This window comes from Mycobacterium sp. NGS15 (genome assembly GCF_059813245.1).
Genome location: NZ_JCALEF010000008.1, coordinates 160,939 through 177,888, shown reverse-complemented (window position 1 = coordinate 177,888; position 16,950 = coordinate 160,939). Strand labels below are relative to the sequence as shown.

13 protein-coding genes and 1 tRNA gene are annotated in these 16,950 nt (G+C 64.4%); 10 read left to right on the top strand and 4 right to left on the bottom strand.

Features of this window, described 5'->3' with window-relative positions:
- Window positions 1-10: 10 nt before the first annotated feature.
- Window positions 11-84, bottom strand: a tRNA-Arg gene (locus AC5Y5C_RS23800).
- A gap of 73 nt (window positions 85-157) precedes the next feature.
- Between AC5Y5C_RS23800 and AC5Y5C_RS23795 the strand changes: the two genes are divergently transcribed.
- Window positions 158-2,164, top strand: coding sequence for a bifunctional copper resistance protein CopD/cytochrome c oxidase assembly protein (locus AC5Y5C_RS23795; protein ID WP_499977025.1), 2,007 nt, complete (start codon window positions 158-160; stop codon window positions 2,162-2,164).
- 32 nt (window positions 2,165-2,196) lie between these two features.
- Here the strand turns inward: AC5Y5C_RS23795 and atzF are convergent, their stop codons facing one another.
- Window positions 2,197-3,807 (bottom strand): allophanate hydrolase, encoded by a 1,611-nt coding sequence (gene atzF, locus AC5Y5C_RS23790; protein WP_499977023.1) that lies wholly within the window; start codon window positions 3,805-3,807, stop codon window positions 2,197-2,199.
- 196 nt (window positions 3,808-4,003) lie between these two features.
- Here atzF and ssb point away from each other — a divergent pair, with 196 nt between their 5' ends.
- The 5 genes from ssb to AC5Y5C_RS23765 all read left to right on the top strand — a co-directional run bounded on the left by ssb (window position 4,004) and on the right by AC5Y5C_RS23765 (window position 12,348).
- Window positions 4,004-4,486 carry a single-stranded DNA-binding protein gene (gene ssb, locus AC5Y5C_RS23785; protein WP_499977022.1) on the top strand — a complete coding sequence of 161 codons (483 nt, stop codon included), beginning with the start codon at window positions 4,004-4,006 and terminating at the stop codon, window positions 4,484-4,486.
- Window positions 4,487-4,603: 117 nt separating this feature from the next.
- A complete protein-coding gene (gene ettA, locus AC5Y5C_RS23780) occupies window positions 4,604-6,277 on the top strand; it encodes an energy-dependent translational throttle protein EttA (RefSeq protein WP_499977021.1) in 1,674 nt (557 codons plus the stop codon).
- Between the two features lie 227 nt (window positions 6,278-6,504).
- A complete protein-coding gene (locus tag AC5Y5C_RS23775) occupies window positions 6,505-11,178 on the top strand; it encodes an NAD-glutamate dehydrogenase (protein ID WP_499977051.1) in 4,674 nt (1,557 codons plus the stop codon).
- A gap of 67 nt (window positions 11,179-11,245) precedes the next feature.
- A complete protein-coding gene (locus AC5Y5C_RS23770) occupies window positions 11,246-11,704 on the top strand; it encodes an acyl-CoA thioesterase (protein ID WP_499977049.1) in 459 nt (152 codons plus the stop codon).
- Window positions 11,701-12,348, top strand: a complete 648-nt coding sequence (locus AC5Y5C_RS23765; RefSeq protein WP_499977019.1) for a DUF8185 domain-containing protein — start codon at window positions 11,701-11,703, stop codon at window positions 12,346-12,348. Before AC5Y5C_RS23770 ends, AC5Y5C_RS23765 begins: the two co-directional genes overlap by 4 nt.
- Here the strand turns inward: AC5Y5C_RS23765 and AC5Y5C_RS23760 are convergent.
- Both AC5Y5C_RS23760 and AC5Y5C_RS23755 read right to left on the bottom strand, forming a co-directional pair.
- The gene (locus AC5Y5C_RS23760; RefSeq protein WP_499977017.1) at window positions 12,345-13,934 is read right to left on the bottom strand and encodes a glycoside hydrolase family 13 protein; all 1,590 of its coding nucleotides are present in this window, start codon (window positions 13,932-13,934) and stop codon (window positions 12,345-12,347) included. The genes AC5Y5C_RS23765 and AC5Y5C_RS23760 overlap by 4 nt on opposite strands.
- 51 nt (window positions 13,935-13,985) lie before the next feature.
- Window positions 13,986-14,405, bottom strand: coding sequence for a globin (locus tag AC5Y5C_RS23755; RefSeq protein ID WP_499977015.1), 420 nt, complete (start codon window positions 14,403-14,405; stop codon window positions 13,986-13,988).
- A gap of 237 nt (window positions 14,406-14,642) precedes the next feature.
- Between AC5Y5C_RS23755 and AC5Y5C_RS23750 the strand changes: the two genes are divergently transcribed.
- The 4 genes from AC5Y5C_RS23750 (at window position 14,643) to AC5Y5C_RS23735 (ending at window position 16,948) form a co-directional block, all read left to right on the top strand.
- Window positions 14,643-15,194 (top strand): HNH endonuclease, encoded by a 552-nt coding sequence (locus AC5Y5C_RS23750; RefSeq protein WP_499977048.1) that lies wholly within the window; start codon window positions 14,643-14,645, stop codon window positions 15,192-15,194.
- A gap of 31 nt (window positions 15,195-15,225) precedes the next feature.
- A complete protein-coding gene (gene ctaJ, locus AC5Y5C_RS23745) occupies window positions 15,226-15,492 on the top strand; it encodes an aa3-type cytochrome oxidase subunit CtaJ (RefSeq protein WP_499977013.1) in 267 nt (88 codons plus the stop codon).
- The gene (locus AC5Y5C_RS23740) at window positions 15,479-15,946 is read left to right on the top strand and encodes a DUF5130 domain-containing protein (RefSeq protein WP_499977011.1); all 468 of its coding nucleotides are present in this window, start codon (window positions 15,479-15,481) and stop codon (window positions 15,944-15,946) included. Before ctaJ ends, AC5Y5C_RS23740 begins: the two co-directional genes overlap by 14 nt.
- A gap of 132 nt (window positions 15,947-16,078) precedes the next feature.
- Window positions 16,079-16,948, top strand: coding sequence for a type IV toxin-antitoxin system AbiEi family antitoxin (locus AC5Y5C_RS23735; RefSeq protein ID WP_499977009.1), 870 nt, complete (start codon window positions 16,079-16,081; stop codon window positions 16,946-16,948).
- The last annotated feature ends 2 nt before the right edge of the window (window positions 16,949-16,950 follow it).

Sequence of the window (16,950 nt, the reverse complement as noted above, 5' to 3'; positions counted from 1 at the left end):
TATCTACCAGCGCCCCCGGCAGGAATCGAACCTGCGACCTAGGGATTAGAAGGCCCTTGCTCTATCCGACTGAGCTACGGAGGCATGTGGCGCTAGCCGGATGGGAGTCTATCGAACCGGTGGCGGTGTGGATCGCATCTCGCCATACCCTTGACTGGTGACGACCACCCCCACGGCCAGGAAGACCGATTCGCCGATCTGGACGATCGTCGTCGGCCTTACGGTATTGGCGGGCCTGATAGCGGCCACCATCGGCGCGCTGTCACTCACGGAAGCCCTGCTCGCGACGGGTCTCCCCAACCCCGGTCCCGTCACCTCCTATGGTCTGCCGTTCGTGCGGGCGGCCGCCGAAATCGCTGCCGTCGTCGCCGTCGGCGCATTCCTGCTCGCGGCCTTCTTCGTCCCACCGCAGTCCAGCGGCGTGCTCGATGTGGACGGCTACCGCTCGCTGCGCCTCGGCACGGCGGCATCGGCCGCACTCGCAGTGCTCTCGGCGGTCATGGTGCCGCTGTCGATATCCGATGTCGCCGGTCAGCCGGTAAGCGATTTCGGGCCCGGGGAGCTGTGGACGCTGGCCGGCGAGATCGAAACCGTGAATGCCTGGCGCTGGATGGCCTTCATCGCCGCCGCTGTCGCGATCGCCAGCCGCATCGTGCTGCGCTGGTCGTGGACACCGCTGTTGGTGCTCGGATCGGTAGGCACCTTGATGCCGTTGGCCTTGGTGGGGCATTCGGCAACCGGTGGCGCGCATGACCTGGGCACCAACAGTCTCATCATCCATCTGGTGTCTGCGGCGCTGTGGGCCGGCGGGCTGGTCGCGCTGCTGCTTCACGCGTTGCGCGGCGGCGGGCATCTCGATGTGGCCGCGCGCCGATTCTCCATGCTGGCGTTGTGGTGCTACGTCGCGATAGGGCTCAGCGGAATCATCAACGCCCTTATCCGGGTGCAGCTTTCAGACCTGTTAACCACCCGCTACGGCTGGCTGCTGGTGGGCAAGGCCACCGCGCTGCTGATTCTGGGTGTACTGGGGTATCTGCAACGCCGTTCGGCGATAACGGCATTGAGCGAAGAACCGCAGAACCGCCGACCGCTGATCCGGCTTGCCGGGGTGGAGGCCGTCATCTTCGCGGTCACCTTCGGTATCGCCGTCGGACTGGGGCGCACCCCGCCACCGCCACCGGTCAACCTCAACCCCTCGCCGGTCGAGGTCGCCATCGGGTACACGCTCGACGGTCCGCCGACCCCGCAGCGACTGATGTTCGACTGGCGCTTCGATCTCATCTTCGGAACGGCCGCCCTCGTTTTCGCGATCACCTACCTGGTGGGTGTCCGTCGGCTCAAGGTCCGCGGCGACGCCTGGCCGGTGGGGCGCACCATCGCCTGGCTGTCCGGCTGCGCCTTCCTGCTCATCGCCACATCGTCGGGTGTCGGCCGGTACATGCCCGCCATGTTCAGCATGCACATGGTGGCGCACATGACGCTCTCGATGCTGGTACCCGTACTGCTGGTCCTCGGTGGTCCCATCACGCTGCTGCTGCGAGTGCTACCAGCCGCGGGCAAGGGCGATCCACCAGGGCTGCGCGAATGGGTGCAGATGTTGTTGCACAGCACCTTCTCCCGATTCCTGACGCATCCGCTGGTGGCGACCTCCTTGTTCATCGGTGGGTTCTACGGCTTGTATCTGAGTGGGCTCTACGACGCTGCCGTCGACGTGCATGCCGCGCACCTGGCGATGAACCTGCACTTCCTGCTCAGCGGATATCTGTTCTATTGGGTGGTCATCGGCATCGACCCGTCGCCGCGGCGCCTGCCGCCGGTCGCCAAGCTGGGCATTGTGCTGGTCTCGCTGCCCCTGCACGCCTTCTTCGGCGTCATCCTGATGGGCACGAAATCGATTTTGGGCGAAAAGTTTTATAGCAATCTGGCCCTGCCGTGGCGGATCGACCTGGCCGCCGATCAACATATGGGTGGCGCGATCACCTGGGCGACGGGGGAGCTGCCGCTGCTGGTGGTCATGATCGCCCTGGTCATCCAGTGGTCCCGTTCGGATGAGCGGCTCGCCCGCAGACAGGACCGCGCCGCCGATCGTGACGACGACGCCGACCTGGCCGCCTATAACGCCATGCTCGCCAAAATGGCCCAGCTGGACGAGAACTCGCGCTAGTTCGTGGATGAGCCGCTTGCGCGAAGACCGTTCTAAACCGCACCCGCGGCAATGGCGGCGGGCCAGCTGCCGTGCTCGCTGATATCGATACCGGCCTGTACGGCGGCGCCGTCGCAGCCGAACCCGGTGCGCCACATACCGTCATCGCATTGAACCTTGCCTAGCATCATCGGCTCGGGCAGCTGCGCCAGGAAGGTGCCCAGTGCGGCGGGGGACAGGCGCCAGATTTCGCCGCCGATGCTCACCCCATCCTCTTCCGAACGAGTCAGGCCGGGTTTGGGGGGTGTGGTGCGCAGCGCCGACATCCGGTACTTCGGTGCCGTGCGGACCGGGCCGACCCAGCGCGCGCCCAGATCGGTGAGCTGAAATTCCAGGGGGCCGCCCTTGAGATGCGCGCCGAACACCGCGAGCTCATGGGACAAGGTGATCGCTGCCGGCCAAACATCTTGGTCTGCAGCATCTCCGGTGACCAGTGCGGCGATATCGAAGGCCACCGCGTCATCGAAGGCGCGCGCCAGCACGGTTACTCCGAACTGGGCCTCACCGGCGGTTCCCGCGGGCACTGCTACCGCGCACAGATCAAACAGGTTGCAGAAGTTGGTGTAGGTACCCATCGTGGCGTTGACGCCAATCGGGTCGGCCTGCACCTGCTCGATCGTCGGGTGCAACGGCGCGGTGGGCACCAATAGTGCGTCCGCACCGGCCAGGGCGGCCATGGCCTCCTCGCGTAGTCGCTGCACCTCGGCGCGGTCGCGTACCAGACGATGTGCGGGGATATCGCGCGCACCCGAAACGATCTGTGCGACAGTAGGATCTAGCGCGGCTTCGGGGTTGGCGTCGATGAACTCGCCCACGGCGGCATAGCGCTCACTGACCAGCGCGCCCTCGTACAGCAGTTTCGCGGCGGCAAGGAACGGTGCCATATCGACCTCGACGATCGTCGCTCCCGTTGCGCGAAGATGCTCTACCGCTGCATGAAAGGCGTTGCGCCACAGCTCATCGAGTGCGGTCAGCTCGCGCGGTACGGCGACGGTGGGTTGTGGCGGTGCCGCCAGTCGGGTGTTGGCGGGCCACAGCCGGGGACCTGCCGCGGCGCCCAGGGCGGCCATCGCCAGATTGGCGGTGGCCAGCGTGCGGGCGAAAATGGTGACACAGTCGTAGGATTCGCAGGCAGGGACCACGCCCTGAGTGGAGACGACGCCGACTGTCGGTTTGATCCCGACGATGCCCTGCAGTCCTGCGGGCACCCGCCCGGATCCCGCGGTGTCGGTGCCGATCGCGATATCGGCCTCGCCGGTTGCGACGGCCACCGCGGATCCGGAACTGGAACCGCCGCTGATGTATTCGGGACGGCGCGAGTCCGATACCGCGCCGTATGGGGAGCGGGTGCCCACGAGTCCGGTCGCGAATTGATCAAGGTTGGTCTTGCCGACCACGGTGGCGCCCGCCGCGCGTAAGGCCGCGACCGCCGGTGCGTCGTGCTCGGGGATGTATGCGAACTCGGGGCAGGCGGCGGTGGTGGGCAGGCCACCCACGTCCACGTTGTCCTTGACCGCGAGTCGAACACCGGCCAACGGCCCTGACGAGCCCTCCAATCCGGCGGAGATTTCGTCCTCGGGGCGGTGCATGATCCAAACCGTCATGTCAAGCAAGGTACGGGTGGTCGCACTCATCGGCCAGTTGTCCCCAATCTGGCATTCATCCACAGCGGCCGTTCGAACCGCCCACATGTAGGGAGCGGTGTCGGTGCCTACCGGGTTACTGGAGTCACCAAGGGCACCGGATTGGCGGTGCCGAGAAGAGCTCTAGACATCTAGAGATTAGGGAAAGGCACGGACCATGTTTGAAACTCCAGTGACTGTGATCGGATCCATAGTCGGAGACCTCAAGAGACGGCAGGTCGGCTCCGACGAGATGATCAAATTCCGCGTCGCCAGTAATGCGCGCCGCAGGCGTGACGACGGTAGTTGGGTGAATTCGAACTCCCTCTTCATCAATGTCACCTGCTGGGGCCGGCTGGTCACCGGGGTGGGTGCCGCGTTGGGCAAGGGTGCGCCGGTGATCGTGCACGGTCATCTGCACACCAGCGAGTTCGAGGACAAGGACGGCAATCGCCGTCAGGTCACGGAGATGAAGGCGATCACCGTGGGACCGGATTTGTCGCGGACCATCGCCCGGATAGAGAAGGCCGGGTACACCGGCAAGCAGGAGGATGCTGAAGCGACGGAGCAACCCGATCCGGGCGCCGAGGAATCCACGGCGGAGCTCCCCGAACCGGACGAGAGCAGCGAGGAGTCAGGAAACCTGCGCTTGAGCGCTTGATCCTGAGCTGACACCGGCGACCGCGCAGTCGCCTCTCCCCTAGGATGGTTCGGGCAGCTCATAAGAATGGTCGTGAGCTGCGGCTAAAGAACTTAGAGGAGAGGCGACAGCGCGGCAATGGCTGAGTACATCTACACGATGATGAAAGTCCGCAAGGCGCATGGCGACAAGGTCATCCTCGACGACGTCACCCTGAACTTCCTGCCCGGCGCCAAGATTGGTGTGGTCGGTCCGAACGGCGCCGGTAAATCCAGCGTCTTGAAGATCATGGCTGGGCTGGACAAGCCGAACAACGGTGAGGCGTTCCTGGCCAATGGGGCCAGCGTCGGCATCCTGATGCAGGAGCCGCAGCTAGACGAGACGAAGACGGTGCGCGAGAACGTCGAGGCCGGCGTGGCCCTCAAGGGCAAGCTCAATCGGTATAACGAGGTCGCCGAGTTGATGGCTACCGACTACTCCGACGAACTCATGGAAGAGATGGGCAAGCTCCAGGAAGAGCTCGACGCCGCCGACGCCTGGGATATCGACTCGCAGCTGGAACAGGCCATGGATGCGCTGCGTTGCCCGCCCCCTGACGAGCCGGTGGATCACCTGTCCGGTGGTGAGCGACGACGCGTCGCCTTGTGCAAGCTCCTGCTATCCAAGCCGGACTTGCTGCTGCTCGACGAGCCCACCAACCACCTGGACGCCGAGAGTGTGCTGTGGCTGGAGCAGCACCTGGCCAACTACCCAGGCGCCATCCTGGCCGTGACCCACGACCGGTACTTCCTGGACAACGTGGCCGAGTGGATCCTCGAACTGGACCGCGGCCGCGCCTATCCCTATGAGGGCAACTACTCGACGTATCTGGAGAAGAAGGCCGATCGCATCGCCGTGCAGGGGCGTAAGGACGCCAAGCTGCACAAGCGCTTGCAGGAAGAGCTCGCGTGGGTGCGTTCGGGCGCCAAGGCACGGCAGGCCAAGAACAAGGCACGGCTCGGGCGGTACGAGGAGATGGCTGCCGAGGCAGAGAAGACGCGGAAGCTCGACTTCGAAGAGATTCAGATCCCCACTGGCCCGCGGCTGGGCAATGTGGTGGTCGAGGTGAGCCATCTCGACAAGGGGTTCGAGGAACGCGCCCTCATCAAGGATCTCTCGTTCACGCTGCCCCGTAACGGCATCGTCGGCGTCATCGGCCCCAACGGTGTCGGTAAGACCACCCTGTTCAAGACCATTGTCGGGCTGGAAAACCCCGATGGTGGCGAGGTCAAGGTGGGCGAGACCGTCAAACTGAGCTATGTCGACCAGAGCCGTGCGGGTATCGACCCCAAGAAGAATGTCTGGGAGGTCGTTTCCGACGGGCTCGACCACATTGTGGTCGGTCAGAATGAAATGCCTTCGCGGGCTTATGTTTCCGCGTTCGGATTTAAGGGGCCGGATCAGCAGAAGCCTGCGGGTGTCTTGTCCGGTGGTGAGCGCAACCGTCTCAACCTGGCACTCACCCTCAAGCAGGGCGGCAACCTGATCCTGCTCGACGAGCCCACCAACGACCTCGACGTCGAAACCCTGAGCTCACTGGAGAACGCGCTCGAGCAGTTCCCTGGCTGCGCAGTGGTCATCTCGCACGACCGGTGGTTCCTGGATCGCACCTGTACGCACATCTTGGCGTGGGAGGGCTCCGACGATACCCCCGCGTCATGGTTCTGGTTTGAAGGCAACTTCCAGGCGTACGAAGAGAACAAAGTTGAACGTTTGGGTATCGATGCAGCCAGACCTCACAGAGTTACCCACCGCCGCTTGACTCGCGACTAGGGTGAGATTGCGTGCCGAAACCCGGCACGCAAACTCGGCCAGGAGCGTTCTGCGTGACTGTTAAGACAGGGACCACAACTCCCGAAAACACGCCATCTACCAATGGATCTGGCGTGCCGACCATCGAGGCACTGGAGGCTGCGTTCAGCCACTCCCGATTCCTGGGCGACCAGGAATGGGACGAAGCACTCGATGCTGACGGCCACCCCTCACCGCCGGCGCCGCCCGTGCGCGAGGCGCTTATGCGCTCGCTGCTGCGGCTGGCAGCACAACGCCCGCCGCACGCGATTTCGATGGCTGTCTACCGCAACGGAGACGATGCGGGTCTCGGAACCGCCCTACAGTTGGTCACCGATTACACGCCGTTGCTCACCGACTCCATCACCGTGCTGTTGCGACGTTTGGGTGTCGCGATCGTGGACCTGATGGACCCGGTCTTCACCGTCGAACGCTCCGCCGAGGGCACCCTGCTTTCCGCGGTACCGGTCGACAACCCGCACAGCGATACCGCCATCGGTGCCGAGTGCTGGATCCACCTGCAGCTGCCGCCGTCCATCGATGCCGAGCGGCTGGCCTTCATCGAGACGCAGCTACCGCACACGCTCGAAGACGGCAGCCACGTCGCCGCGGACACCGACGCCATGCGTGACGCGGTCATCGAGCTCGCTGCCGACCTGGACGGTTCCGCGGGCACGGCACGGTTCTCGTCCGCCGAACTCACCGAGGTGGCGAACCTGCTGCGCTGGCTCGTGGAAGGCAATTTCACGGTGCTCGGATATCAGCGGTGCACCGTCGCGGACGGGCGTGCCACTGTCGACGAATCCAGTCGGCTCGGCCTGCTCAAGCGGCGCGAAGAGGTACTTCCGCAGCTCACCCACAACGACGAGCTGCTGGTGCTGGCGCAAGCCACCGTGCCGACCTATCTGCGGTATGCGATCTACCCGAACATCGTGGTGATCCGGCAGGACGACGGCAGCGGTCCGGCCATCGAGCACCGCCTCGTGGGCGTGTTCACCGTGGCAGCCATGAACGCCGATGTTCTGGATATCCCGGTGATCTCCGATCGAGTGCATCAGGTACTTGCGCGCTCGGATGCCAACCAGGACTCGCTGGCCGGGCACATGCTCATCGACATCATGCAGAACCTGCCCCGCGCAGAGCTGTTCGCGGTGGGCGTAGACCAGCTGCAAAACATCGTCACAGCCGTCAGGAACATTGGTGCACATCCCGGTTCGCTGCTGTTTCTGCGATCCGATGAGCTCGGAAATTTCGTGACTGCCCTGGTGTACCTGCCCCGCGACCGGTACACCACGACCGTCCGACTGGCCATGCAGGACACCCTGGTCCGTGAGCTCGGCGGCACCGGCATCGATTACACCGCACGTGTTAGCGAATCACCTTGGGCATTAGTTCATTTCACGATCCGCATGCCCGAAGACAACATTTCCACGAGCGTCGACACATCCGAGGCCAACCGGATTCGTTTGCAGGGACTGCTCACGCAGACCAGCCGCACCTGGAGTGACCGTCTGGTGAGTGCGGTGCGGCCGGACTCGCCGATCGATCGCGCGTGCGCCGAACGCTACTCGGTGATCCTGCCTGAGGTCTTCAAGACGAATGTCGCTCCCGTAGACGCCATCGATGACATCGCGAGAATCGAAGGACTCCAAGATAATTCGCTGGATCTTGCCTACGACGCCGCCGAAGAGCCGGCGACCGGTGTGCTCAGTATGTACCTGGGCGGGCGCTCGGCATCGCTGAGTCAGGTGCTGCCGGTCCTGCACAGCATGGGCGTCGACGTGATGGAGGAGCGCCCCTATCACTTCACCCGCCCCGATGGTCTTGCCGTCTCGCTGTACGCGTTCCGTATCGTGGTGCATCCGGCGATCGCGCGCACCTTCGACGCCGAGGGCGTGCAGCGCCGCGCGCAGCTCTTCACCGATGCGATCGACGATGTGTGGAACGGCCGCGTCGAGACCGACCGATTCAACGAGCTGGTGCTGCGCGCCGGGCTCACCGCTGGTCAAATAACGATTCTGCGCGGATACGCCAAATACCTGCGGCAGGCCGGCTTCCCGTACAGCCAGGCACATATCGAGACCGTGCTCGCGGACAACTCCGGCACCGCGCGTGACTTCGTCGAACTGTTCGAGGCTCGTTTCGATCCGGCCATTACCGACAACACGTTGGCCGTCATCAAGGCAGAGCAGGTTCTTGCGGAGATCGATAAGGTCGTCAGCCTCGATACCGACCGCGTGCTGCGTGCCTTCTTCGCGCTGATCCAGGCCACCCTGCGCACCAACTACTTTGTGACGGAAGAGAACTCGGCCCGAGCCAAGGGGGTGCTCGCCTTCAAGCTCAATCCGCGCGAGATCGAGGAGCTGCCCGAGCCCAGGCCGCGGTTCGAGATCTTCGTGTACTCCCCGCGTGTTGAGGGTGTGCACCTGCGGTTCGGCCCCGTCGCCCGCGGCGGGCTGCGTTGGTCGGATCGCCGCGAGGACTTCCGCACCGAGATCCTGGGGTTGGTCAAGGCGCAGGCCGTGAAGAACGCCGTCATCGTCCCCGTCGGGGCCAAGGGCGGATTCGTCGTCAAGCAGCCGCCGGCGACCACCGGCGATGCCGCCATCGACCGGGACGCGTTCCGCGCCGAGGGTGTCGAATGCTATCGACGATTCATCGGAGGTCTGCTTGACCTCACCGATAACTTGGACACTGCCACCAACGCCGTCATCCCGCCGGAGGGGGTGCGCCGTCGTGACGGCGATGACACCTATCTGGTGGTGGCAGCGGACAAGGGCACCGCGACGTTCTCCGATATCGCCAACGACGTCGCCAAGTCCTACGGATTCTGGCTCGGTGACGCGTTCGCCTCCGGCGGCTCCGTCGGGTACGACCACAAGGCCATGGGAATCACCGCGCGCGGTGCCTGGGAGAGCGTCAAACGTCACTTCCTGGAGATGGGGATCGACACCCAGGCAGAGGATTTCACCGTAGCCGGGGTCGGCGATATGAGCGGGGACGTGTTTGGCAACGGCATGCTGTTGTCGCAGCACATCAAGCTGGTGGCGGCCTTCGACCACCGTCACATCTTCCTGGACCCCAACCCGGACCCGGCATCGTCGTGGGCAGAACGCAAGCGGATGTTTGCGTTGGAGCGTTCCAGCTGGGCCGACTACAACCCGGCACTCATCAGCGCCGGGGGCGGGGTGTACAGCAAGGAACAGAAGTCTGTGCCGATCAGCCCCGAGGTTCGTGAGGCTCTCGGCATCGACGGCGATGTCACCGAGATGGCACCGCCACAGCTCATCCGGGCCATCCTGCTGGCCCCCGTCGACCTGTTCTTCAACGGCGGCATCGGCACCTACGTCAAGGCCGAGAGCGAATCGCACGCCGAGGTGGGAGACAAGGCCAACGACGCGGTCCGCGTCAACGGAAACCAGATGCGCGCCAAGGTGATCGGCGAGGGCGGCAACCTGGGTCTGACCTCGCGCGGGCGCATCGAATTCGAGCTCAACGGTGGCCGGGTCAATACCGACGCACTGGATAACTCGGCCGGAGTGGACTGCTCCGACCACGAGGTCAACATCAAGATTCTGGTCGACTCACTGGTCAGTGCCGGCAAGGTCGAGGCCTCCGAGCGCACCGCGCTCTTGGAGTCCATGACCGATGACGTCGCGGCACTTGTACTGGCCGACAACGAATCCCAGAACAATCTCATGGGAACGAGTCGCGCCAACGCGGCCTCGCTGCTCACAGTTCACGCGCGCCAGATCGCTCACCTGGTGGCGGATCGGGGGCTGGACCGTGAGCTGGAGGCGTTGCCCTCCGAGAAGGAGATCGAGCGCCGCGTTGCACTCGGGATCGGTTTGACGTCACCGGAGTTGTCGACCCTGATGGCGCACGTGAAGCTGGCGCTCAAGGCGGACCTGCTGGCCACTGACGCCCCCGAGCAAGAGGTCACCCAGCGGCGGATGGTCCATTACTTCCCGGACGAACTGCGTGAGCGCTTCGATGCCGAGATCCGCAAGCATCCGCTGCGTAAAGAGATCTACGCGACGATGCTGGTGAACGCGGTGGTCGACTGCGGTGGAATCACCTACGTGTACCGGCTTTTCGAAGATGCCGGGACGGGTTCGGTCGACGGACTCAAGACCTATGTGGCGGTGGAGGCCATCTTTGGGCTGCGCTCGCTGTGGGACCGAATCCGGCATGCCGATGTGCCGGTGTCGGTTTCGGACCGGCTGACCCTGGACATGCGCCGTCTACTGGATCGCGCGTCACGGTGGTTGATCAGCTACCGGCCGCAGCCCCTGGCGGTCGGCGCCGAGATCAACCGCTTCGCGGAGGGCATCGCCCAGCTGACCCCACAGCTCACCACCTGGCTGCGGGGTCACGACCTGGAGATCGTCACCAAACAGACTGAAGACCTGATGGCGCTGGGCGTTCCCGCCGATCTCGCCGGCGATGTGGCCGGTTGCCTTTACGGGTTCAGCCTGCTGGACATCATCGATATCGCCGACATCGCCGACCGTGACGGCGCGGAGGTCGCGGATCTGTACTTCACCCTGATGGACGATCTGCGGGTGGACGATCTGCTGACCGCCGTCTCTCAGCTGGAACGCGATGATCGCTGGCATTCCCTGGCCCGGTTGGCGATCCGCGACGACATCTACTCCTCGCTGCGGGCGCTCACCATGGACGTGCTGTCGGTGGGCGAACCCGATGAGACGGGCGAGCAGAAGATCGCCGAGTGGGAGTTCACCAATGCCTCGCGTCTGGAGCGCGCGCGCAGCACCCTCGCGGAGATCTTCGCCTCGGGCGAGCCGGACCTGGCGACGTTGTCGGTGGCAGCACGCCAGATCAGAGGGATGATCAGGAGCAGCATCACCGGTCCTGCATGATGGTGCGATGAGCGTGAGCGAAGAGCGTCAGGCACCGATGAGCGTGAGCGAAGAGCGTCAGGCACCGATGAGCGTGAGCGAAGAGCGTCAGACACCGATGAGCGTTAGTGAGAAGCCCGGCTATGTCGCGGCGGTGCCGGTCCGTTGGTCCGATATCGACATGTACCAGCATGTGAACCACGCCACGATGGTGACAATTCTGGAAGAGGCGCGAGTGCCCTTCCTGCGCGACGTTTTTGGCGCGGAGATCACCACCACGGGCCTGCTCATCGCCGACGTCCACGTGAAGTACAAGGGGCAGGTGCGGCTCGCGGACTCACCGCTGCAGGTGACCATGTGGGTGTCGAAGATCAGGGCAGTGGACTTCACGATCAACTATGAGGTGCGCTCGGTGGACGCGGCACCGGACTCCAAACCCGCGGTGATCGCGGACACCCAATTGGTGACGTTTCACCTCGACAGCCAAACCCTGCTGCGTCTCACCGACACCCACCGCGAGCATCTGCAGCGGTGGTCGCGACAATGAGTGAGGCCGCACTACGGGTGCCCGGCGCCTCCGATCGCAAGGACCTGGCGACCTTCCTCACCCGGGTTGCCCGCCTGGACGAGTCGGCGGTGGTACGGCTGCGCGTTCGAGACGATGGCCGGGTAGTTGTCTGGACCGCAACGCAATTCGATGTGCTGGCGTGTCGCGCGGTGCGCGGTGAGCTGAGGACACCCGATATCAGCGCCGCCGTCGATGAAGTGCTGCGTGGCCTGCAGGCCCCGGATGCGGACGGCTATGTGCACACGGGGTTTCCCATGGACTCGGTGTGGCGAGGTGCGCTACCCGCCGATAACGGCTTCGAGTATCTCGACGACATCCCGGCGCGGTCGGTGCTCGAACTGGCCCAGCGCGGGGGAGAGCTGGCGCGCGAACACGGCAGCGCCCACGGTCCGCCCGTATCGCTGCTGGACCAGTCCGTCGTCACGGTCGATGGAAGCGACGGCCGACCGGTCGACGTACCGATGCGGTGCGTGTTTGCCTTGGCCGCCATGGGATTCGTCCCCACCAGCCCGACCGAAGACGAACCGGTGCGGGTGCGGGCCGTCCCGGCGTGGTTGCGGCTTGATGCCCGCTTCGGATCGGTCTATCGGCGCCGCACTGATCTGACGCTACGGGTCCGTTAGACGATCCAGGCCGCGGTGTTACGCGGCAGCTTGCCGTTGACGAGAGGTCCGCTGGACAGGATGACCTCGCCCGCAGGCAAATCCACCAGGTCACTGCTGACATTCAGGGCGCAGGTCAGGCCGCCGCCCTTGACGCGGAAGGCCAGCGCGCCCGGGGGGCTGCCATACCACTCCAAGCCGGTGCCGTCGAATTCCTTTCGGTTCTTGCGTAATTCGATGGCACGCCGATACAGAGACAGCGTGGAGTCGGTGCGCTCCAACTGACGTTCGACCGTAAAGTCGGCCCAGCCGTGGGGCATCGGTAGCCAGGTCTGATCGGTGGTCGAGAAACCGTACGGGGGATCGGTGCCCTCCCACGGGATGGGCACTCGGCAGCCGTCGCGGCCCCGCTCGGTGTGGCCGGAACGCTCCCACACTGGATCTTGGAGAGCCTCGTCGGGCAATTCCACATTCGGCAGCCCCAGTTCGGAGCCGTTGTAGATGAACACAGTTCCCGGCAGCGCGAGCATCACCAGGGCCATGGCGCGGGCCCGCCACTGCCCGATCAGGCCATCGCCGTAGCGCGTCACCTCGCGCTCCACGTCGTGGTTGGATAACGTCCAGGTAGGCGTCGCGCCTACCGAATCCACTGCGGCGAGTGAGTTTTCGATGGCGGCGCGGATCTTGTCCGCATCGAAGTCGGCCTCTACCAGTTTGAAGTTGAATCCGAGATGCAACTCGTCAGGCCTGACGTATTCGGCGAAGCGCGCGTTGTCGTTCACCCAGATCTCGCCGACGGCCACCACATCGCGGTACTGGTCGAGCACCTTGCGAATCTTGCGGTGGTACTCGTGTACGCCCTCGTTGTTGAAACGTGGGTCCTCGTCAGCGATATGCAGCATCGAGGCTTCGGTTTCCTGGAGGTCCGGGAGGCCCGGTGGCTTGGCCATGCCATGGGCCACGTCGAGGCGGAATCCGTCGATGCCCCGATCGAGCCAGAAGCGCAGGGTGTCGGCGAAGTCGTCGAATACCTCCGGGTTGTCCCAGTTGACGTCTGGCTGCTCGGGGGCGAACAAGTGCAGGTACCACTGGCCGGGTTTTCCGTCGGGTTCGGTCACTCGCGTCCAGGCGGGACCGCCGAACACCGAGGGCCAATTGTTGGGTGGCAGTTCGCCGTTGGTGCCCTTGCCGTCCCGGAAGATGTAACGTGACCGGGCATCACTGCCGGGCTCCGCGGCCAGAGCCTCGATGAACCAGGGGTGCTCGGAGCTGGTGTGGTTGGGGACCAGGTCCATGATGACCTTGATGTCGTGGCGGTGGGCAGAGGCGATGAGCCTGTGCATCGCGGTCAACCCGCCGAACAACGGATCGATATCCCGCGGATTCGACACGTCATATCCGTGGTCGGCCATCGGTGATCTGGTAACCGGATTTAGCCAGATTCCTTGGACGCCGAGCAAGTCGAGGTAGCCAAGTTTTGCTGAAATGCCGTCGAGATCGCCGACGCCATCGCCATCGCTGTCGCCGAACGACCGCGGGTAGATCTGATAGAAAACGGCCCGCGACCACCAAGGGTCGTCATGTTGGCCCAAGTCGGCGGCGGTCACGGTTGAACATTCTGCACCACGGCGGCTCTGGCCTCGAATCGCGATCGATGTTCAGAAGGGCGAGTTGACCATCGATTGCGCCGCCATCTCCAGGTAGCTCCACAGCTGGGCTCGATGGTCGTCGTCAAGCGTGTTCCGATCGATGGAATCGACGGCGGTCCGCATGCAGCGCAGCCACGCGTCCCGTTCGATGGGTCCGATCCGAAACGGTGCGTGGCGCATCCGCAGCCGGGGATGTCCGCGCTGGTCCGAATAGGTGCGCGGGCCGCCCCAATACTGCTCGAGGAACATCCGAAGGCGATCCTCGGCGCCGGTGAGGTCTTCCTCCGGATATAAGGGGCGCAGCACCTCGTCGTCGGCGACAAGCTCGTAGAAGCGGGCCACTATCGCGTGGAAAGTGGCGGCGCCACCAACGGCGTCGTAGAAGTTATCCGGCGTAGGCGCCGGGGACAGCTCTGCCACGTACGCCATTGTGCCGGTACGCGCTTCGGTCGATCGGCCGGGTTGGTTACGCGATGTTCATTGGATTGACCTGCGAACACGGCACAAATTGTCGTGCGAAGACCGCGGAATCGTGGTGCACTGGTGGCAATGGTGCAACACAGGAAGAGCCGCGGGCACCGGCATAACAGTGCCAGCGCTGGGCCGACCCAGAACGGGTCGGCCCGAATACTGCACAGTGTCCCAGGGACGAGGGTCCCCGGGACCATTCCCCCACAGCACTCCAACGACGCCGGTTCCCTATGGGGCCGGCGTCGCGTGTTATTGCTGAACTCCACATATGAGCCGCTCACGGCACTGCCGATGCGTCGCGCTGTGATCATGCTGCTATGCGGGAAGGCCGATGTGGTGCACGACGACCCGGCTGCTCCGGTCATTCATTCCGCCACGACGTCGGTGGCGGTCCCGTCGGTGATCAGGCTCAGGTCCTTCGTACGGGTGCCATACCGGGCCCGGGTTCCGATGACGCGTGCCGCGCTCATGCATCGCGATCGGTTCCGTTGTGCCTATTGCGGTGGACGGGCCGACACCATTGACCACGTCATCCCGCGCAGCAAGGGAGGCACGCACTCCTGGGAGAACTGTGTGGCCTGCTGCTCGTCCTGCAATCACCGCAAGGCGGACCGGATGTTGGCGGACCTGGGCTGGTCGCTTCGCACCACGCCGATGCCGCCCAAGGGGCAGCACTGGCGACTGCTGTCATCGGTCAAGGAACTCGACCCGGCATGGGTGCGATATCTAGGGGAGGGCGCGGCGTGAGTTCCCGGTGCGGTCGGCTACGGTTTGCATCGTGAGCTTTCTCAACAGCCCCACATACATTGGGATGCCGGTCTGGGTAGCCCTGATCACGCCGGTCTTCTTCGTGCTCGTCGGACTGTGGACGATGCGCAAGAAGGGGCCGCACCCCGCGACCTACAACATGAACGACGGCTGGACGCACGCCCCAGTTCTGTGGGCTGCCGTCGACGAAAACGTCGGCGATGCCCATGGGCATGGCCACGGTCATGGACATGCGGGCACCGAGGCGATTGGAGGGTCCGCAAGTGGCAAGTGGTGAAGTGACCAAGACTGCTCCCGCCAATCTGCCGCGCGGCTGGGCCGAGACCATCAGCGGACGCATCTCGGGTGTGACCGAGCCCGGCGCGCTGTCGGTTGAATACCCGTTCCCCAACTACGAGCTGGCGACTCTCGACGACGCGCTGACCTACGGGTCTCGTCAGTCGAAGGCGCGGTTCTCGGTGTACATCGGCGATCTGGGATCCGATACCGCCGCCGGAGCGCGGGACGTGTTCCTCAAGGTACCGACGCCCGATGAGGCCGTGCTGATCGCTGTGTCGCCCAACCAGCATGCTGTCGAGGTCGTCTACGGCGAGGGACTCAAGGGTCGCGGTGTCGAGTCGGCCGCCGACCTTGGCGTCGCTGCTGCTGTGGCGTCGTTCAAAGAAGGCAACCTGCTCGACGGGATCATCAGCGCGGTGCGCGTGATGAGCGCCGCCGTCGCTCGCCCCTGATCTTTCTCTCTGCGCCGGTTCCCGGCGTGCTTCTTTGCGCCGAGCGCATACCTGGTGCAGGTCAAATAACTGAATCGCATGCACCTGGTATGCGTTCGGTGAGCTGTCGGACCTCTGTTGCATGCTTCGGCAATGGGGAACGGGGCCTTTCTCGGAAGTGAAGCGCTTCGTGCGGGTTTATTGACGCGGCACGAACTGATCACCAACTATGTGGCCTGGCATAAGGATGTCTACGTTCCGCGAGGCACCGTGATAACGCCGACGATCCGTGCGGAAGCCGCGTGGCTCCGCTCGCGTCGTCGTGGTGTGCTCGCTGGGTTCTCGGCGGCGGCGCTGCTTGGCGCGCAATGGATCGATCCCTCTCGGCCAGCGGAGGTTGTCGATGACCACAACCGCCGCCGCGAACCGGGTGTAATCACCCGTCGGTACGTCCTTCCCGCCGACGAGGTGTGCGTTGTGCGCGGTATGCGCGTCACAACTCCCGCTCGCACGGCGCTCGATCTGGCGAGTCGGTACCCCGCAGGCTCTGCGGTGGCATCTGTCGATGCGCTGTGCCGGGCGACGGGGCTTACGGCCCTCGAGGTACTACGCCTCTCAGAGCGCTACCGGGGCCGGCGCGGAATACGAAAGGCAAGGGCAGCACTCGATTTGGTGGACCCTGGCGCGCAGTCGCCGAAGGAGACCTGGCTCCGGTTGCTGCTGATTCGGGCTGGGTTGCCACGCCCTACCACGCAGATCCTGGTGCATAACGGAGACTTCGTTCCACTTGCATACGTTGACATGGGCTGGGAGGACGTCATGGTCGGCGTCGAATACGACGGCGATCACCACCGCAGTGACCGCCGACAGTACGTGAAGGACATTCAGCGGCTGGAGATGCTCGAGGGTCTGGGCTGGCTGATTGTCAGAGTGGTCGCCGAGGACCACCCCGACGACGTCATTCGTCGAGTGCGCGAAGCCCTCGCTCGCCGAGTGCATACCGTACGCGGACGAATCGCGTGAAA